Here is an 18,607-nt window from a genome sequence, read left to right on the forward strand (position 1 = left end):
GAGGATATTGTGATCATAACCAGTGTTCATCACTGGTTATTTTTAAGAAAATGACAAATAAAGCTTGTGTTAAGAAGAGGTTATGGCAATAAGAGAGTTGGTTTCTTGCGCGTATTCGGTTATGCCAAAGTAACGACGCAAACCTAAAACCACTAAATAAAAGGGAATGGTATCTAACAATGCGCAAATAGCTTTAAAACAGTAGCAACAGAGAATCAGTGTAAAAATTTGTGTAAGAACGCCTTTCTCTGGTGATAGGGGTAACCCATTCGAGAACCAATGGGTTGAGAAGATGACAATGGTGGTATCAACCAATTGGCTCACCAAGGTTGATGCATTATTTCTTAGCCATAGATGCTTACCATGAGTGACTTTTTTCCAATAATGGAATAGGTGAACGTCTAATAGTTGCGCAATAAGGTAAGCTAGCATGGAGCCAATAACACATCCTGTTGTAAAATTTCGAATACGGAAAAAAGCATAATCAGGATGCGTGGTTGCAGGCAGGTGCGTCACAGGATCAAGCGCAACACTAGGCGGTAAAAAACCTGCAAACCAAATAATTAATAAAATCCAGAGATTGACAATCAGACCTATCCAGACCACGCGATTAGCACGTGCTTTGCCATAAAATTCAGAAATAATGTCTGTGCATAAAAAGGTAATTGGGTAGGGAAGCACCCCAATAGGGATGATCATGGGGATTTCTTGATTGGCGAAAGTAAAACTCAGGTCAATAAAACGTGTTAGACCAAGAATATTGATAATACCAAGTGTGCCCAGAAAGATCCCGGCGAGCAAGAGAAAAACTTGTTCGTGTCTTTGGGCATATTTTTTAGTTAACACAAAGTGAGACACCTTTCAAAAAGTCGTCGATTCTATATTAAGGCAAGCAATAATAACGAGTTTGTTGTGTGACGTGAATAGAATGCCTATGCTTATATGGAAAGATAGGTATCAAAGAAGGTCAACAGTGCGCTCATTGCTTCAAGACAGTAGAGGAAAGGTAATTATTGGGATTGTGATCCTGATGGCGTTTTGCTTTTTAGGAAGTGCTACTTGGAAAGATAGCTTGCACAAAGACGAGCGAAAGGTTCATTCCTCTTTTGGCATCTATCGAGATGCGATGAATAAGCGAGCAAGCCTTGTCCCTGAAATGCTCGAACTGTTAAGAAATTATGCGCCTCAAGAGCAAGCGATAGCCGCAGAGCTTGTTAAAAGCTACGAAGATGCGATGCGTTATCAGCCACCGGAACAAATCTTGTCAAACCCTAAGATGGCGGCAGAATTTTTTCAGCTTCAAAAGACATTGATTGAAAATATGAACAAAGCGCAATCCATTGCTAAAAATTATCCTGGCCTTGCGGAAAATCGATTGTTTTACTTGTTACTCAATGATTGGCATGAGGTGAATGTGCAGGTCACAGGGAGTGGAGAGCTTTTGAATCGCTATATTCAGCGTTATAACAGCCACCTCCAGGGGTTTCCTCAAAGTTGGTATAACAAGATGACTTATCGCCTTACGCTAAAAAATCCCATCGAAATTCCTTACGCTATTCGATAAGTGGTGCCGATTGGCAGTTCTATGATATTGTTGGTCAGGTAACAAAATGATATGCTAAGCCCCAGATCCATTCTACTTGCATGAAGGGGCATCCATGCGTGTGTTCGTTATATTGTTACTGTGCGTCATTTCCTTGATAAGTGCACCCGTTAACGCATACTTGTCAACGAACAAGGTCATCGATGAAGCGCATATTCTTGATCTTAAAACACATGATTATCTTGCAACGATGTTATCGCAAGCTGCTAAAGACCAAGGGATTGATATCACCATTATGCTTGTCGACGATGACACCGTTTTAGATCATGGTGCGTTTGCTTGGCAGGTTGTCATGGCAAAAGAAGCAACGCTTAAAAATAAAAAATCACCTAAGAAGAGAGTTTATTTAATTCTCAATGCAAGTTCCCATCAAGCCGCTATTGTTTTAGGAGATCCCACTTTATTTGAACTTTCATTGCAAGAAAGTTTAACGGAGATCCAGCAAAAAATTCTTATCCCCAACATTCAAAAAAATGAGCTGAATATGGCGGTACAATTGACTGCAATGGCAATGATTTCTGCCTTAGAAGATTGGTCAGGCGTGTCGTCTAAACCATCTGCATCGGTTGAGGTGCCTTGGTTGCTCAATGGGTTAAAATGGGGTGCACAATTAGGTCTTATTATCGCTTTTTTAATGTTATTGCGGGTTTTATTTCATCGCCCACATTGGCGAGAATTATCCGTTGCAGACGAGGAGCATTTGAATAGACACCAACAGCAAAGTATCGAGATGGCTTATTGGCGAACACATCGCCATATCCGAAATTCTTAATCGAGCCGGCTCCCTCTAAATTTTTTCAATAATCAACTAACTCAAAAGCTTTTTTAAGGGAATTGGGGGCATTTAGCTTGTCCTTAAGCCATGATAGACTGTAAAGGCTAAAGGAAGACACGGTTGTATATAACACAACTAAATAATAAGGAGCGGTCCAATGCCAAAAGGGCAATCATTACAAGACCCTTTTCTCAATGCCTTGCGTAAAGAGAAAATCCCGGTTTCCATTTACCTGGTCAATGGGATTAAATTACAAGGCCAAGTTGAGTCTTTCGACCAATTTGTTGTTTTATTAAAAAATAGCGTTAGTCAGATGGTATATAAGCATGCCATTTCGACAGTTGTCCCAGCTAGAAATATCACTACTAAATTACCATTAGTGGGACAAAACGGTGATGATTTTACAGTAGGTAATCAATAAACGATTACATAAAAAAATAGGGAGCACCATCGTTGTTCGAACGGCCAGGGCGCGGTGAACGGGCTGTTCTTGTCCACGTAACCTTTCGACGTCAATCTGAGCAAGCGGATCTTCAAGAGCTTGGAGAGCTTGCTTTTGCAGCCGGAGTAACAACGGTTGCTAAGATAACGACACAACGTGATAAACCTGACCCCAAGCATTACATTGGTCAAGGAAAATTGGCAGAGATCCTTGATGCGGTTAGTTTACATGAAGCTGAAGTGGTTATTTTTAATCATGAGCTCAGCCCTTCACAAGAACGCAATGTAGAACGTTTTGTGAAGTGTCGCGTACTCTCTAGAACGGGCTTAATTCTTGATATCTTTGCACAACGTGCTCGTACCTTTGAAGGTAAACTCCAAGTTGAATTGGCGCAATTGGAGCATTTATCTACGCGATTAGTGAGAGGATGGACCCACCTTGAAAGACAAAAAGGAGGGATAGGACTAAGAGGACCCGGTGAAACGCAGCTAGAAACGGATCGTCGATTAATTCGTGACAGGATTATGGCGATTCAAAAACGTTTAGATAAAGTTCGCCAGCAACGCGGACAAAGCCGTCACGCGAGAACGCGCGCAGAAATTCCAACGATTGCTTTGGTAGGATATACCAATGCCGGCAAATCCACTTTATTTAATGCTTTAACGGGGGCTCATGTTTTTGTTGCTAATCAATTATTTGCAACGCTTGATCCAACCTTGCGAGCGATAGAGCTAACCGGTATTGGTAAAGTCGTATTGGCAGATACGGTAGGCTTTATACGTCAGTTACCCCATACGCTGGTTGATGCATTTAGAGCGACCTTGGAAGAAACGAGTCAAGCACATTTGCTATTACATGTGGTTGATGCGCATGATGAGAAGTTTGAAGAACATATGCATGAAGTGAACCAGGTACTTGCCGATATTGGCGCTAATGATGTTTCTCAGCTAACTGTTTTTAATAAGGCGGATTTACTGGTGGGGCAAGGTTTTCAATCTGGGGATTGTGAACGAGACAAAGATGGTAAAATAACCAAAATATGGGTTTCTGCCCAAACGAAAGAAGGATTAGATTTGCTGAGAGAAGCTTTGCAAGGTAGGCTTAGCATCGAAACAATCGAGGGTAGTGTCTATTTGGCACCTGAGCAGGGACAGCTTCGTTCGCAGTTATTTGCTTTACAAGCCGTGCTTGAAGAAAAAGACCTTTCCGAAGGTGGATGGAAAATTAAGATTAAGACAACTAAATATCATTGGGAAAAGCTTTGCCAACAATATGCTGGTTTAGCATCAGTGTTTCAGGGTAAAGACAAGAAAAGAGGTTAATCATGTCGTGGAATGAATCCGGCGGGGATGATAAGGGTAAGAAAAAAGATCCATGGGGCAATAATGAAGCAGGCCCCCCTAACATTGATGAGGCTCTTAAACAACTTCAGCGTAAGCTTCGAGGCCTATTCGGTGGACAAGAAACTCCAAGTGGCACGGGCGGCACAACGGGGTTTAAAGGTAATGCATCAGGTCAGGGATCAGGTAAAACCCTGAGTTTTGGATTAATCGCGATTGCTTTAGCAATCGTTTATGTGATTAGCGGTATTTATATTGTTGGTCCTGCTGAAGAAGCGGTTGTATTGCGTTTAGGGCGTTATGTAACGACTGAAAAACCAGGTCCTCATTGGATAGCGCCATTCATTGAAACACGCGAAATTGTCAACGTTCAAGAGGTGAAAACCATTGAGCGTGGCGGGCCAATGTTAACCAAAGATGAAAATATTGTTAATGCCAATATTGCTGTTCAGTATCGCATTAACAATCCTAAAGAATTCTTGTTTAACATTGTGAATCCTGAAACCAGTTTAAAACAAGTTGCTGATAGTGCTTTGCGAGCCGTTGTTGCTCAGTCGACCTTAAATGAAGTGCTCACCAGTGGTCGTAGCGAGATCGGGGCTGAAATTTCTAAACAAGTACAGCAGATGTTAAATAATTATAAAGCAGGTATAGAAGTATCTGACTTGGCAATGCAACAGACCAAAGCGCCTGATGCAGTTAAGCCCGCTTTTGATGATGCGATTAAAGCACAGCAAGATGAAGAACGTTTAGTGAATGAAGCACAAGCTTATGCTCATAAAATTATACCTATCGCTGAAGGGCGTGCTATTCGAACGGTAGAAGAAGCAAAAGCATATAAGCAACAAGTGATCCTAGGGGCAGAAGGTAGAACGGAAAAATTTGCTAAGTTATTGCCAGAATATCAGCGTGCACCTAAAGTCACTCGTGAAAGAATGTATCTTGATACGCTACAAGAGGTTTATTCTACGACGCCAAAAATACTAATCGATGTAAATGGAGGCAATAATTTGGTTTACCTGCCTTTAGATAAAATAATGCAGCAATCAAGGCCTGCACCGGTAGAAACGTCGGCTACTAAAGATGAAGAAGAAAACGCCGCGGCTAATGCAGAACGTAATAACCAAGGTATGGCTGCGCAGCGTCGGATCGAAGAAAGAACTGGATATGACGATATTGAACGTCCAAGAGGGGGAGCATAAGTATGTCCCGTACAACAAGAACATTAGGTTTAGTTATTCTCGTATTTGGACTTCTCACTGCTGCACTTAGTTTATTTGTGGTAGATGAAACAGAATGCGCCCTAATTGAACGCTTAGGTAATTGGGTAACCGATTCCAAAACCGATAAACCTCGAGTGCTTCAAGCCGGTTTGCATTTTAAATTACCTTTTTTAGATACGGTCCACTTCCTTGATAAACGAATTCAAACCATTGATATTTCTTCCTCGCGTATTCCAACCAAAGAGAAGAAAGAATTAATAGTCGATTTGTTTACCAAATGGCGTATTTCTGATTTTGCGACTTTCTCTATCAAAACAGGTGGCAATACCGTTAAAGCAGAAAAGCTATTACGCGAAAAAATCGTTAATGGATTACGAGGTGAAATTGGACGACGTAAGCTGAGCGATGTTGTTTCCCAAGATAGACAAAGCGTAATGGACAAAATTCGTGTAGAAACCAATAATGCAGCTCAAACGCTGGGAGTGGAAGTGGTAGATGCGCGGATAGTTCGTATTGATTTGCCCCCTGAAGTGAGTGAAGCCGTATTTAATCTAATGCGTACAGAACGCCAGAGGGTAGCAGCAGAGCATCGTGCGCAAGGTCGTTCACGAGCTGAGGCCATTCGTGCTGATGCAGATGCACGGGTTATTGTCTTGGCAGCTCAGGCAGAACGTCAAGCTAACCAGTTACGCGGTGAAGGTGACGGTAAAGCAGCAGAGATTTATGCCAATGTGTATGGCAGAGATCCTGAATTTTATAGTTTTTACCGTAGTCTTGAAGCGTATCGAGAGACTTTTAAGAACAATAATGATATGCTAGTAATCAAACCAGATGATGCTTTCTTCAAATACTTCCGTAAAAGTCAGGAAGGAAACGGCCAAACCGCACGTTGAGAAAGCACCACCTTAAAAAATATCATCGGGCGCCAGTCGCCCGATTTTTTTTGGCTATGAAAGATTTTAGATTGATGCGGGCAGGGCTATATTTTTTGCTTCGCAGATAAAGGGGGAAGCAATTCTTAAAAGGATTGCTAGAGGTCATAATGTGGAACGATTTATTTGCAGCTATTGCGCTGGTATTGGTTTTTGAAGGGATTATGCCTTTCGTTAACCCAGCAAAATGGCGCCAGGCTATTCGTTTAATTGCCGAACAGCCTGATGTGGCCCTACGGATTATGGGCTTGACCAGTATGCTGGCAGGAGCCGCACTTTTATACGTAATTCGCTAGGAATTTAGGAAGAGATTAAAAATGGCAAAAACAATGGTAATCCTCGGCAGCCAATGGGGCGATGAGGGGAAAGGTAAAATTGTTGATTTACTCACTGAGAAAGCCGATCTTGTCGTGCGCTTTCAAGGGGGGCATAACGCTGGTCATACCTTGGTACTTGGCGGTAACCGTATGGTGTTGCATTTGATTCCTTCCGGTATTTTACATGAGGGAGTTACTTGTCTGCTGGGACAAGGTGTTGTTATTTCACCACAAGCATTGATGGATGAAATTCGCTTATTAATCCAAAAAGGGATCCCTGTCTTAGAACGGTTACGTATTAGTGGTGCTGCGGCGCTAGTATTACCAAGCCATGTTGCTTTAGATAAAGCGCGCGAATCTGCGCAAGGCGCTAAAGCGGTTGGTACGACTTGTCGTGGTATAGGTCCTGCTTATGAAGATAAAGTAGCCCGTCGCGCTTTACGATTTATGGATCTGTTTGATGCCAAAGGGTTTGCTGAAAAATTAGAACCTGTTTTGGACTATCATAATTTCATTTTGACACAATACTACCAACAACCTGCGATTGCTAAAGAAGTGATTCTAGAAGAAGCGGCGAATGCTCGTGAGCAATTAGAAGGTCTTATTGTGGATGTTCCTGCTTTATTGGCAGCACGTTATGCCGATAATGCCAAAATTGTTTTTGAAGGAGCGCAGGGGACCTTATTAGATATTGATCATGGTACTTATCCCTATGTGACCTCTTCAAATACCACCGCAGGCGGTGTTGCAACGGGTAGCGGTTTTGGTCCTCGATATTTACAGGATATTGTTGGGGTGACGAAAGCTTATTGCACGCGAGTGGGGGGCGGCCCATTTCCAACAGAATTAAAAGACGATATTGGTCAACATATTGCGAAAGTGGGTCAAGAATTTGGTGCAACGACAGGTCGTCCTCGTCGCTGTGGATGGTTTGATGCTTTAGCGATGAGACGTTCTGCGCAATTAAATAGTTTGTCGTGGTTGGCCATTACTAAATTGGATGTCTTGGATGAATTAACGGAAGTAAAAATTTGTATTGGATATCGTTATCAAGAGCAAACGTTAGATGTACCCCCTGTTGATGCGGTTACATTGGGTGAATGCGAACCTATCTATGAATCATGGCCGGGCTGGCAGCAAAATACACGTGGAATAAGAACTTGGGATCAACTTCCTGTGGCAGCTCAGAAATATCTTAATCGACTGGCTGAAGTCGTGGGTGTACCTATTGCGATGGTATCCACCGGTGCTGATAGGCATGATACGATTATACTTAATACACTGTTGTAACCAAGGGAAAAGGGTAGTATGAAAAGACAGGGAGAAGAAGAGATGGTGCCGAGAAGAGGACTTGAACCTCCAAGGAGTTGCCTCCACAAGTACCTGAAACTTGCGTGTCTACCAGTTTCACCACCTCGGCAAGGATTTCGCAATCTATCTTGCGAGGGAGCAGAAGTCAATATAAATCATTATGTCTAAAAAAGAATCGAACCAAATATCACAAGATCCTTTTGAAGCCAGGGAGGCGCTCAAATATGAAACGCCGATTCCAAGCCGAGAGTTTATTTTAGCTGAATTAACAAAATGGCAAGGTGCTGTTAAACGTAAAGCTTTACTTGAGCATTTTCAACTTCATGAGCCTGATTTACGAGAAGCTTTTCGTCGTCGCTTAAAGGCGATGGTACGAGACGGGCAATTAATGAAAACGCATGAAGGTTATATCCCCATTGCCGATATGGAAGTCTGCACGGGGATCATTGTCATGGATAAAGAATGGGAAGGTTATTTACGCACAGAAAGTGATCAAACCATTGCATTGAGTGGTCCGACATTACGAGGCTATTACGATGGTGATAAAGTGCAAGTGCAAATCATCCAAATCGACAGAATTGGCAATGCTAAAGGTCGTATCATTCAATTACTCGAAGCGGTTACGCCTATGGTCATTGGGCGGTTAATCAAAACAGAAGCCTCATTTGAAGTATTACCTTTCGAGCGCAAAATAACGCAGAATATTACTATTCCAAAAACGAATAAGCATCGTGCTAAAGATGGTGATATTGTCCATGTGAAAATTTTACGAGATGAAAAATATCAATTTCATGTTCAACCCGTTGGTGAAGTTGTGGAAGTATTGGGTGATCTTTCAACACCTGGCATCGAAGTAAATATTGCATTACGTAAATTTAATGTTCCCCATGAGTGGCCGCAAGCGGTACTCGAAGAATGTAAAAAGTGGGAAAATAACGAAAAAATTACTTATCATGATGAACGCGAAGATCTCACCGATTTACCATTGGTTACTATTGATGGTGAAGATGCCAAAGATTTTGACGATGCGGTTTTTTGTGAGGCTCGCGAACAAGGTGGCTGGCGTTTATGGGTTGCTATTGCCGATGTCGGTTATTATGTAAAGCCAGGATCGTCACTGGATAAAGAAGCCATTAAACGAGGGAACTCTACCTATTTCCCCGGCAGTGTCGTGCCGATGTTACCCGAAATATTGTCAAACGGATGGTGTTCTTTAAAACCTCAAGTGCCACGATTATGCGTCGTTTGCCAAATGAGCATTAATGAAAAGGGCATTATTACACGAGCGCGTTTCTCACGTGCCATCATGAATTCTAAGGCTAGATTAACTTATACTGAAGTTGCTGAAATGTTACGTGGCAACAAAACATTGCGAGATAAATATGCTCCACTTGTGCCTGCATTAGAGTCTTTGCACAATTTATATGAAGCACTCTATGCGGCGCGCAAACAACGTGGTGCTATTGATTTCGATACAATAGAAACACGAATTTTGTTTGATAGCATGGGGAAAATTAACAGTATTGTGCCCCAGGTTCGCAATGTTGCTCATAAGATGATCGAGGAAAGCATGCTGGCTGCTAATGTTAGCGCTGCTAAATTTATTGAACGACATAAAGTGCCTAACCTTTATCGTATTCATGATAGACCTCCCCATGATAAGTTGGTCGCACTGCGGCAGTTTTTAGCAGAATTAGGACTAGGCTTGCCAGGCGGCAGTCAGCCTTCACCAAAGATGTTTTCTGAGCTGATTGCAAGCATACAAAATCGTGAAGATAGGCACGTTATTGAGACGGTCATGCTACGTTCACTTAGTCAAGCACAATATAGTCCTGAAAACATTGGGCATTTTGGTTTGGCTTATTCTAGCTATTCTCATTTTACTTCGCCTATTCGTCGTTATCCAGATTTAGTGATACATCGTACGATTACTGATATTCTTGCTCATAAGAATTCGAAAAAATCTGCATTAACTTATAGCGAAATTGAAAAGTTAGGTGCACACTGCTCTGAAACAGAAAGACGTTCCGATGAAGCCACTCGTGATGCATCATTAGCCTTAAAATGTCATTATATTCAAGATAAAATAGGACAAACTTTCCGAGCAATCATTTCTGGGGTTGCAAGTTTTGGTATTTTTGCCGAATTAAAAGACATTTACGTTGAAGGTTTAATTCATGTAACCGCTCTGGGGAATGAATATTTTCATTATGATCCCGCCCATCATCGTATGATTGGTGAGAGAACGCGAACTGTCTATCGATTGGGAGATGCAATTGAAGTTAGAGTTGTGCGGGTAGATATCGAAGCCAAAAAAATTGACTTTGAATTAATTGATTATCCTCAAAAAACTAAACGGACAAAAGATAAGTCTCCTCCAGTCCACTCGAAAAAAAAGGTAAATAAACCTTCTCAAAGTAAAAAGCGTCGGCGCAAGAAATCATAGGTGGTAAAGTGGCGCAGTCTAAAATAATTTTTGGGTTTCATGCAGTACTTTCTGTTTTAGAACACCAAGCTGAAAATGTATTGAATTTATATTGTCAAGAAAAAGAAAACGATCCACGCTTTAAAGCACTCATTGAACAAGCAAAGCAGCATGGCATTGTGGTGCAAATGATCAATAAAAATAAACTTGATAAATTGACGGATAGTACTCATCATCAAGGCGTGATGGTGCAAGTGCGCAGCAAAAGAGAACTTGATGAAAAAGCAGTTTATCAATGGCTTGAAGAATATGAAGGCTCTGCTAAACCACTATTGTTATTGCTTGAAGGAATTCAAGATCCTCATAATCTTGGCGCTTGTTTACGCAGCGCTGAAGCATTAGGTGTTGATTGGGTGATTTTATCTAAAAATAATAGTGCGCCATTAAATGCAACGGTTAGTAAGGTTTCATGTGGCGCTGATCAGAGTTTATCTATCGTGACAGTGAATAATTTTTCCCGATTCATTAAAGAAATCCAAGACAGAGGTGTGTGGGTCATTGGAACGGCGTTAAATGCCAGTGAGCGGCTCGATAAGCTCGATCTAAAGCGCGCTACAGCATTGATTATGGGAACAGAAGAAACAGGATTAAAACAACTCACACAAAGTAGTTGTGATCATCTTGCTAAAATTCCGTTAAGCGGAAAAACAGCGAGCTTAAATGTTTCTGTTGCAACAGGAATTTGTTTATATGAATGTCAACGTCAACGCCAATAAATGAGTTTTGCGCTAGATTCTAATTTAAATGACAATAAAATTTCAAAGTATCATCCAAAGATGATTGAAATGTCTCATTAGTGAGAAAGTCATCACTTTCCAAGCAAAGTAATTTTTTTGCATCCATATCATTGGTATGAATCTTTAAATAGTGTTTGTTTGTTTCATGGGTTTTGAGAATAGAGGCTTGTACTACATGCGCAAGTTCTGGTTTCTCGGGTGCGGTTGTCAAATTTCTAAGCTGTACAGGTAAAGAAGAAATTTCATCAGGAAACTTCCACGATTTTAAGATGAACTCACTGATTTTAGGATGATGCTCGTCAAGGAGTGTGAGTAGTTGTTCTGGATCTTCTAGTAGCTCATCATGATCTTGAGCATAACTGAGGATAGGCAAAGCGCCAATTTGATGCATTAATCCTGCTAGTGAAGCAGACTCAACAGGAACGTTTGTCAGTTTTGCTATCACATGCGCATATGCTGCTACATGAGTACTAGCGCCCCAAACATCACGTAATAATTTATCAACGGTGCTGTCAGTTGCTTGAAAAATTTGTTCCATTGCGAGTCCTGTTGCAATATTACAAACAAATCTAATCCCCAAACGACTGATAACGTTGGGTAGTGAGTTAATTTGAGATTGTCCTCTCATCAGAGGACTATTCGCAATCTGGATAAATCGCGCCGTTAAAGCGGGATCATGACTAATCACCTGAGCCAGTTGATCAATCGTGATATTGGGATTTTCAGCACACTCTCGTAACCTGACGGCAACTTCAGGCTGGGTTGGGATTTTTAATTTGTTCTCTTTAATTTCTGCGATTAAATGATTGGCAAAATCTGGATCAATATTGGTGATTGTATGTGTATGCATCAATTATCCACTTAGATCAATATTTAATTAAACATAGTGCATAATGATGTGAAGTTAAACAACTTGTCCTGCTGCCCACCCAGAAGACCAAGCCCATTGGAAATTATAGCCGCCTAACCACCCAGTCACATCAACTACTTCTCCAATAAAATACAGCCCAGCAACATTATTGGCTGCCATGGTTTTAGAAGAAAGTTCTTTTGTATCTACACCACCTAAAGTGACTTCCGCCGTTCGATAACCTTCGGTGCCATTAGGCTTTACCTGCCAACGATGAAAATGTTGAGCCACTTCTTGAAATTGACGATGTCCAATTGATTGTAGGGGCATTTGGCCTAAATCTATCGGGATAAAGCTATTAACGATTCTTTTAGCAAAGTGCTCGCCTAAATATTCTTTGAGGCTACGTTTAGGGTGGGCTATTTGCGCCGTTTTTAGTAAATCAAAGAGCGAATGGTTGGGTAATAAGTCAATATTTAAGGTTTCACCCGGTTGCCAGTAATTAGAGATTTGCAATACACAAGGACCACTCAAGCCACGATGGGTAAACAGCAAGCTCTCATGGAAGGTCATATGGTTATTGGAAATGGCACAGTGATTGGCAATGCCTGATAATGGCGCAAAACGTTCTTTATCATGTTCATGTAATGTTAAGGGAACCAGACTGGCCTTAACCGGTAATACAGGGATGTCAAATTGTTTTGCAACTTCATAGCCAAAAGCCGTAGCACCCATTGTCGGGATTGATAAGCCACCCGTTGCTATCACCAGCGATTCGCAGCGATAAACTTGCTTCGAGGTAATGATTTTAAATCGGTAAGATGATTGTTGTTCAATGGAATAAATTTTTTCCTCAAGATTGATAGTGACGCCTGCATTTTCACATTCACTCAGCAATAGGTTGACAATATCTTTGGATTTATCATCACAAAAAAGCTGTCCTAGCGTTTTTTCATGAAAAGGCACCTGATACTTTTTGACTAATTCAATAAAATCCCATTGCGTGTACCGGCTAAGAGCAGATTTACAAAAATGAGGGTTTTGAGAAAGATATTTCTCAGGACTAACTCGCAAGTTGGTAAAATTGCATCGTCCACCGCCGGACATCAGGATCTTCTTTCCAGGCTTATTAGCATGATCAATTATTAGTACATGACGATGACGTTTGGCAGCTTCAATGGCACACATTAGCCCGGCAGCTCCAGCGCCAATAATGATTACATCAGTCTCATGCATGTATAATCTCCATAATACGTCAAGATGTGAAGCATGACTTACTCTTTAAAAGGGGTATCTTATGGGTGGGCAGTATAATAATCAATAAATCTTCGTATTTTAGGTAATAAGAAGCGGCTTTTTTCATAGTAAAGATACACGGGGACCGTTTGCTGATGATATTCCGGTAATATTTCTTGCAACTGTCCACAAGCTAAAGCATCTTGTACGACATAATCATGTAGCCGCACAAGCCCAATCCCTGAAATAGCGGCATCACACATAGCACGACTATCATCAAGCCATAAAATAGGTTTCACTAAAATTTCCTGATGATTATCTAACATAATCATATTATCTGGCTGTCGCATGGTATGTGTGATGTAGTGGTGTTTAATCAGTTCTTTGGGATTTTGAGGTGTTCCATATTTTTGCAAATAACCAGGTGAAGCACATAAGACATATCGTGTTAAATCGACTTGGCGGCGGATAAGATCAGGCGGCCCCTCCATTGAGATCCCAAAAGCAAGATCGACATCTTCTTTTCGAAAATCGGGAAAACGTTCTGCTAGCTGTATCTTGATAGTTAATAAAGGGTGTTGTTGCATAAAATCTGGTAATCGGGGGATTAAGAATTTATCAGCGAAATAACGATTGCTCAGAATATGCAATTGGCCACTAGCTTGCTGTTGGCTACTTTTTAAAGCCGTTTCCGTTAGTTGTAAAGCATGGATTATTTGTTTGCATTCTTCGTAATAACGAAGCCCCGGATCGGTTAAAGCAATTTGGCGCGTAGTGCGTTTCAGTAAAGTAATGCCAAGATCATTTTCAAGTGCAGTGATTTGCCGGCTAATGGCAGGGGTAGAGAGTTTCAATTTGCGTGCTGCCGCGCTAAACCCATTTTCCTCAATAACCGTAATTAAGGTGGCTATACACTCAAGTTTATTCATAAATCCATCATTGTTGCATATTTGTAAACAAATATTATCAAAATTAACCATTGTTAACAAGTTAGTTGGCATTTAAACTAGAGAACTAGAAATTTGGGAGAAAGGCTATGCCAACGATAAAACAGTTTCCTTGGTTAACAATGACATTGCTCATTTCATTTGCTTCGGTTAACGCAGTGCTTTATACCCCGGCATTACCTGATATTGCGACATTTCTAAAAATTACAGAAACCACCGCACAGGGCACTATTACTTGGTTTTTAATAGGCTATGCATTAGGACAACTGCTCTATGGACCAATAGCCGCACGTTTTGGTGGTAAGAAAGCCTTGTTTATTGGGATCGCATTACAGATCATGGCGAGCATCGGGTGTGCTTTTGCAGCGATGCAATCAAGTTTTGCTTGGCTTGTGATTTGTCGATTTTTAGTTGCCTTGGGTTCAGGCGTTGGGCTGAAAATGACATTTACCTTAGTGAATGAATGGTATGAGCCTAAAATAGCAAGTCAAAAAATTGCTTATTTAATGCTAGCATTTGCGATCACCCCCGGTTTGGCTGTGGGTCTTGGGGGACTATTAACCACCTATATCGGATGGACAAGCTGCTTTGTTGCCGGGGCACTTTATGGTGGATTATTGTTAATCTTGGTTGCACGCTTAAAAATGGCACCTCCTGCTTTGAATCCACAAGCATTACAATTATCGCATTTGAGGCATGCATATCAGCAGCAATTAGCGAATACCCAATTAATGGTGGGTGGGTTATTAATGGGGTGTGCGACCTGCTTTGTCTATGTTTTTGCGGCATTAGCACCTTTTATTGGCATAGAATTAATGCACATGAATTCTGCAACTTATGGGATGGCGAATATTATTCCTTCTATAGGATTAATCAGTGGATCTTTATGCGCTGGTGCTTTGGCAAAACGCCATCCCTTAAAGCAATTGATCATAGCAGGCGTTATGATTTGTGGGTTAGGCGTCATTATCATGCTAATCGCATTGATGAGTAATCAATCACCGATACTTTCCTTATTTATCCCGATGATGGTGATTTATTTTGGGCTATCTTTAATAATGGCGAATGCTTCTACGTTAGCAATGAGCCATGTTACTGATAAAGCACATGGTTCTGCGGTCATGAATTTTATCAATATGGGACTTGCTACCTTAGTGGTACTAGGTCTTGGGCTTTATACAATTCATGCTATGCTATTACCCATTGTTTATGTGTTGGTATGCCTTTTCATGGGAATGATGACCTTGAAGTTGGCTAATAATAACTAATTTAAATGCTGCGCAGAGTGACTCTGCGCGTGCAATTTGGCATGAATTTATGAGTATCAATGAACTGGCAGAAAATTATAATCAGTTTCCATACGATAGTTTAGCAGTAAAACAAACACACCCTTGGCATCTGTATCGCGTTGCAACACTTTATGGATTTTCTCCCGTTGACGTTGCAAAGGCAAAAGTACTCGAATTAGGCTGTGCCAGTGGTGGAAACCTTATCCCGATGGCCTATCATCTGCCAACAACGAACTTTGTCGGAATCGATTTAGCAAAGCGGCAAATCGAAGAGGGGGCTCAGCAAATTAGTGATTTGCAACTGCAGAACATTGAATTATATTCCCAATCGATAATGGATTTTCAATCAAATAAACAGTTTGATTATATTATTTGTCATGGGCTTTATTCTTGGGTGTCGCATGAAACCCGAGAACAAGTATTAGCACTTTGCCGGCAATATTTAAGTCCACAAGGTCTTGCCTATATTAGCTACAATACTTATCCAGGATGGCAAGCGGGTGATACAGTTCGAGAACTATTAAAATGGCAAACAGCCATGATTCCATCACCGCTTGAGAGGATTCAAAAAGCCAAAGAGGTATTGGTTTGGTTAGAAAATGCGCTCATCAATGATTATTCACCTTATGCGTCTTTAATGAAAAATGAAATTGACTTAATGAAAGAGCATAGTGATCATCAGCTATTGCATGAACATTTATCTCCTTTCAATGAGGCCTATTATTTTCTGGATTTTCTTGAACAAGCCAAGCAATTTCAGCTAGGGTATATTGGAGATGCTTTTTTAAGCAATGACTTATATGCCGATTTTCAAGAGGTACAACGAAGCGATTATTTATTAAATCGACGTTTCCGCTGTTCCTTGTTATGCCAGCAAAATGAAGCCAAGTTACGCAATCGCGATCCAAAGATTTTTGAAGCTCTTAAATCAGTGCCTAATTTTGCAGGGGAAATGACAGCAAAAACCACTTTCGTTGCACAAAAACCGCGAGTTTGCCCGTTAGTGCTTTATCAAGCCAGTCATCAAGATTTTGTGACCAATCAACGGCATGAGAATATTCAATTAAACCCGGTCGCCGAGATTATGTTGCCTTATTTAGATAGCCATCATGATCTAAATGATTTAGTCGCGTTTATTTTTCAAGAAATTGAAAATGAAACGATAGTCTTAGTTGATAAGCAAGGCATCGAGATCCAAGATAGAAACTTAGGTTACCAACATGTCGTGACAATTTGCCAAGAGACATTAGCTTTAATGGCACAAAATGCACTTTTCATATAGTCTTCGCACATGAATTTTATCCTCAAGGTACCTAGTTGGCGTTGTTGCTTTCGAGACTTCCATGAGTTTTTAGTGGCTCATCTTTTTCCTATTTACGTCATAACCATGCTAGTATTGTCAAATGGACTTAAGAACTCCTTTTGAACTGAGCGTGATCAAATATGTCACTAATCGATAATCAAGATGAACTTAAAGAATTGCTGCTACAAGGTGAGCAGCCAGCCTTTTTTTTTACAGAACAAGGCATTATCACTGAATTAAAGTCATCCAATGCTTTATTTCCTTTATTACAAACAGCTGAAAAATTGCAATTTAAGATTGAAACGGCGCATCATGATAGAGAAATCCTGGTAGTTAAGGGAAGTAGTGTTCTTGATGAGACAGTCTTGCATTCTATGGGTTATACACTGTGTCCCGTCAGAGTCTTTTTAAATCAATCGGTTAATGAAATCCAAGCTAAAATTCTAAGAGCCTATCATTGGTTAAATTGGGATAGTCATACCCGGTTTTGCGGTCGATGTGGTTTACCATTAATCGGCGCTTTTAATGTGCTTGAAAAGCGTTGCAACCAATGTGATCTAACCCTTTTCCCAAAAGCTTCGCCTGCTGTCATGGTTTTGTTGCATCGTGGTGATGAATTATTATTAGCGAGATCGCCCCATTTTCAGCCAGGTGTTTATAGTGCGATTGCGGGTTTTGTTGAAATCGGAGAATCAGCAGAAGAAGCAGCTAAACGAGAAGTGAACGAAGAACTTGGGTTAACGATTACAGGCTTGCAATATTTTGCAAGTCAAACATGGCCTTTTCCAGATAGCTTTATGATGGCATTTACTTCCGAAGCGCCTGAAGGAGACCTTGTCATCGATACTTCAGAGCTTGAAGATGCACGTTGGTTCTCGATAAACGACTTACCCAATTTACCTTCTCAAGCGAGTATTTCACGTAAACTCATTGAAAGTCTCATTAAGCGTTCGCGTTAACAACGAGCCATCTCATTCCAACGAAATGTCGTCTTATCCGCTGGCGAAAAATGTGCACAAGCCATTAACACGCCTTTGGTTTTAGCGGCAAGCGTTTGATAAGGTGTCCCTAACCAGTTTCCCGGATGAAACTGTAAAATGACTTCAGTGTATTCATGAGGGAGCACCGATAAAACCTCACTAAATGAGAGTGTTTGTGAACTCAAAATATCTTGCAGATAGAGTTTTTTATGCGCTTTACAGACAATGATGGCATCTAATGTTTTCGCATAGAATAGTTTCATTTCTAGGCTATTGAACAAATAAAGTATGCGATGTGAAATATCAACGTCGGCAGTTAACGGTACACGATTTTTATATATTCGATTAAATAACGCTAAATCCTCTGCTTGTTGTAGATAAAGTCGCTTTAATGATGCCTCGGATGAGGATGGTTGAGGAATAGGAATAAGAAAATCATACTGAGGGTAGGTCTTGTAACCAAATGGAATATAAAGTTCAGGATTATCTGTAAATAAAAGTGTAGCATCAAAATTTTTATGAAGATATGGCAGCGCTTCTTCCATGAGTTGCTTAAAATAACCTTGGCCGCGATATTTAGGGTGTACGCAAACACCATGCAAAATAGCAAGATGTTGCGCTTTGTTGGCAAGGGTTATATCAATGGGAACAATGCCTAAATGAGCAATAAATTGATTATTTTTTTCAATGATAAAAGGGGTGGAGGCGTCTTGCCAATAGGCTCCTAATTCTTTTCCTTGGGCGACCATGTCCTTGGCGCCAGGAAAAACGTGATCAATTAATTTGATTGCGCGTTCAAATGTTATGCCATCCTTAGCATAATTGATTTGCATCATT

General features: G+C 40.8%; 18 protein-coding genes and 1 tRNA gene. 13 read left to right on the forward strand and 6 right to left on the reverse strand.

The annotated features are described in order from the left end of the window. Positions 1-69: 69 nt before the first annotated feature. Positions 70-846, reverse strand: coding sequence for a queuosine precursor transporter (locus HT99x_RS01900; RefSeq protein ID WP_075066920.1), 777 nt, complete (start codon positions 844-846; stop codon positions 70-72). Between the two features lie 127 nt (positions 847-973). Between HT99x_RS01900 and HT99x_RS01905 the strand changes: the two genes are divergently transcribed. From HT99x_RS01905 to HT99x_RS01940, 8 genes are all read left to right on the forward strand, one after another. Continuing rightward, complete coding sequence (locus HT99x_RS01905; protein WP_075066921.1) at positions 974-1,564, forward strand: LemA family protein; 591 nt, start codon at positions 974-976, stop codon at positions 1,562-1,564. A gap of 94 nt (positions 1,565-1,658) precedes the next feature. Beyond that, positions 1,659-2,375, forward strand: a complete 717-nt coding sequence (locus HT99x_RS01910) for a TPM domain-containing protein (RefSeq protein ID WP_075066922.1) — start codon at positions 1,659-1,661, stop codon at positions 2,373-2,375. Positions 2,376-2,535: 160 nt separating this feature from the next. After that, the gene (gene hfq / locus HT99x_RS01915; RefSeq protein WP_075066923.1) at positions 2,536-2,799 is read left to right on the forward strand and encodes an RNA chaperone Hfq; all 264 of its coding nucleotides are present in this window, start codon (positions 2,536-2,538) and stop codon (positions 2,797-2,799) included. A 32-nt stretch (positions 2,800-2,831) separates the two neighbouring features. Next, positions 2,832-4,142, forward strand: a complete 1,311-nt coding sequence (gene hflX / locus HT99x_RS01920) for a ribosome rescue GTPase HflX (protein WP_075066924.1) — start codon at positions 2,832-2,834, stop codon at positions 4,140-4,142. 2 nt (positions 4,143-4,144) lie between these two features. After that, the gene (hflK, locus tag HT99x_RS01925; RefSeq protein WP_075066925.1) at positions 4,145-5,362 is read left to right on the forward strand and encodes an FtsH protease activity modulator HflK; all 1,218 of its coding nucleotides are present in this window, start codon (positions 4,145-4,147) and stop codon (positions 5,360-5,362) included. A 2-nt stretch (positions 5,363-5,364) separates the two neighbouring features. Next, positions 5,365-6,276, forward strand: coding sequence for a protease modulator HflC (gene hflC / locus HT99x_RS01930; protein WP_075066926.1), 912 nt, complete (start codon positions 5,365-5,367; stop codon positions 6,274-6,276). A gap of 149 nt (positions 6,277-6,425) precedes the next feature. After that, positions 6,426-6,611, forward strand: a complete 186-nt coding sequence (locus tag HT99x_RS01935; protein ID WP_075066927.1) for a DUF2065 family protein — start codon at positions 6,426-6,428, stop codon at positions 6,609-6,611. A gap of 21 nt (positions 6,612-6,632) precedes the next feature. Next, positions 6,633-7,922, forward strand: coding sequence for an adenylosuccinate synthase (locus HT99x_RS01940; protein ID WP_075066928.1), 1,290 nt, complete (start codon positions 6,633-6,635; stop codon positions 7,920-7,922). A gap of 43 nt (positions 7,923-7,965) precedes the next feature. Here the strand turns inward: HT99x_RS01940 and HT99x_RS01945 are convergent. Beyond that, positions 7,966-8,052, reverse strand: a tRNA-Leu gene (locus HT99x_RS01945). A 51-nt stretch (positions 8,053-8,103) separates the two neighbouring features. Here HT99x_RS01945 and rnr point away from each other — a divergent pair. Together rnr and rlmB are read left to right on the forward strand one after the other, a co-directional pair. Further along, the gene (gene rnr / locus HT99x_RS01950; RefSeq protein ID WP_075066929.1) at positions 8,104-10,389 is read left to right on the forward strand and encodes a ribonuclease R; all 2,286 of its coding nucleotides are present in this window, start codon (positions 8,104-8,106) and stop codon (positions 10,387-10,389) included. Positions 10,390-10,397: 8 nt separating this feature from the next. Next, positions 10,398-11,144 (forward strand): 23S rRNA (guanosine(2251)-2'-O)-methyltransferase RlmB, encoded by a 747-nt coding sequence (rlmB, locus tag HT99x_RS01955; protein WP_075066930.1) that lies wholly within the window; start codon positions 10,398-10,400, stop codon positions 11,142-11,144. A 19-nt stretch (positions 11,145-11,163) separates the two neighbouring features. On the opposite strand, the gene HT99x_RS01960 is transcribed toward rlmB, so the two are convergent. From HT99x_RS01960 to HT99x_RS01970, 3 genes are read right to left on the reverse strand one after another with little or no spacing between them, the layout of a single operon-like run. After that, complete coding sequence (locus HT99x_RS01960; RefSeq protein WP_075066931.1) at positions 11,164-12,015, reverse strand: HDOD domain-containing protein; 852 nt, start codon at positions 12,013-12,015, stop codon at positions 11,164-11,166. Between the two features lie 54 nt (positions 12,016-12,069). Beyond that, positions 12,070-13,251 carry an aminoacetone oxidase family FAD-binding enzyme gene (locus tag HT99x_RS01965; RefSeq protein ID WP_075066932.1) on the reverse strand — a complete coding sequence of 394 codons (1,182 nt, stop codon included), beginning with the start codon at positions 13,249-13,251 and terminating at the stop codon, positions 12,070-12,072. Positions 13,252-13,310: 59 nt separating this feature from the next. Continuing rightward, the gene (locus HT99x_RS01970) at positions 13,311-14,180 is read right to left on the reverse strand and encodes a LysR substrate-binding domain-containing protein (RefSeq protein ID WP_075066933.1); all 870 of its coding nucleotides are present in this window, start codon (positions 14,178-14,180) and stop codon (positions 13,311-13,313) included. 107 nt (positions 14,181-14,287) lie between these two features. On the opposite strand from HT99x_RS01970, the gene HT99x_RS01975 reads away from it, so the two are divergent. The 3 genes from HT99x_RS01975 (at position 14,288) to nudC (ending at position 17,749) form a co-directional block, all read left to right on the forward strand. Continuing rightward, a complete protein-coding gene (locus tag HT99x_RS01975; protein WP_075066934.1) occupies positions 14,288-15,466 on the forward strand; it encodes an MFS transporter in 1,179 nt (392 codons plus the stop codon). Positions 15,467-15,515: 49 nt separating this feature from the next. Continuing rightward, positions 15,516-16,769: a methyltransferase gene (locus tag HT99x_RS01980; protein WP_259565185.1), complete on the forward strand. Its 1,254-nt coding sequence runs from the start codon at positions 15,516-15,518 to the stop codon at positions 16,767-16,769. 161 nt (positions 16,770-16,930) lie between these two features. After that, positions 16,931-17,749, forward strand: a complete 819-nt coding sequence (gene nudC / locus HT99x_RS01985; RefSeq protein ID WP_075066936.1) for an NAD(+) diphosphatase — start codon at positions 16,931-16,933, stop codon at positions 17,747-17,749. Here the strand turns inward: nudC and HT99x_RS01990 are convergent. After that, positions 17,746-18,606 carry a GNAT family N-acetyltransferase gene (locus HT99x_RS01990; protein WP_083482934.1) on the reverse strand — a complete coding sequence of 287 codons (861 nt, stop codon included), beginning with the start codon at positions 18,604-18,606 and terminating at the stop codon, positions 17,746-17,748. The two genes, nudC and HT99x_RS01990, sit on opposite strands and share 4 nt — an antisense overlap. Position 18,607: the final 1 nt, after the last annotated feature.

The organism is Candidatus Berkiella aquae, assembly GCF_001431295.2.
Lineage (GTDB): Bacteria > Pseudomonadota > Gammaproteobacteria > Berkiellales > Berkiellaceae > Berkiella > Berkiella aquae.

Coding starts and splice junctions, on each gene's coding strand:
- HT99x_RS01975 (WP_075066934.1), top strand. CDS start 14,288: ATGCCAACGATAAAACAGTTTCCTTGGTTAACAATGACATTGCTCATT.
- hflK (WP_075066925.1), top strand. CDS start 4,145: ATGTCGTGGAATGAATCCGGCGGGGATGATAAGGGTAAGAAAAAAGAT.
- HT99x_RS01980 (WP_259565185.1), top strand. CDS start 15,516: ATGAGTATCAATGAACTGGCAGAAAATTATAATCAGTTTCCATACGAT.
- HT99x_RS01990 (WP_083482934.1), bottom strand. CDS start 18,606: ATGATGCAAATCAATTATGCTAAGGATGGCATAACATTTGAACGCGCA.
- HT99x_RS01970 (WP_075066933.1), bottom strand. CDS start 14,180: ATGAATAAACTTGAGTGTATAGCCACCTTAATTACGGTTATTGAGGAA.
- rnr (WP_075066929.1), top strand. CDS start 8,104: ATGTCTAAAAAAGAATCGAACCAAATATCACAAGATCCTTTTGAAGCC.
- hfq (WP_075066923.1), top strand. CDS start 2,536: ATGCCAAAAGGGCAATCATTACAAGACCCTTTTCTCAATGCCTTGCGT.
- hflC (WP_075066926.1), top strand. CDS start 5,365: ATGTCCCGTACAACAAGAACATTAGGTTTAGTTATTCTCGTATTTGGA.
- HT99x_RS01965 (WP_075066932.1), bottom strand. CDS start 13,251: ATGCATGAGACTGATGTAATCATTATTGGCGCTGGAGCTGCCGGGCTA.
- HT99x_RS01940 (WP_075066928.1), top strand. CDS start 6,633: ATGGCAAAAACAATGGTAATCCTCGGCAGCCAATGGGGCGATGAGGGG.
- HT99x_RS01960 (WP_075066931.1), bottom strand. CDS start 12,015: ATGCATACACATACAATCACCAATATTGATCCAGATTTTGCCAATCAT.
- HT99x_RS01935 (WP_075066927.1), top strand. CDS start 6,426: ATGTGGAACGATTTATTTGCAGCTATTGCGCTGGTATTGGTTTTTGAA.
- HT99x_RS01910 (WP_075066922.1), top strand. CDS start 1,659: ATGCGTGTGTTCGTTATATTGTTACTGTGCGTCATTTCCTTGATAAGT.
- nudC (WP_075066936.1), top strand. CDS start 16,931: ATGTCACTAATCGATAATCAAGATGAACTTAAAGAATTGCTGCTACAA.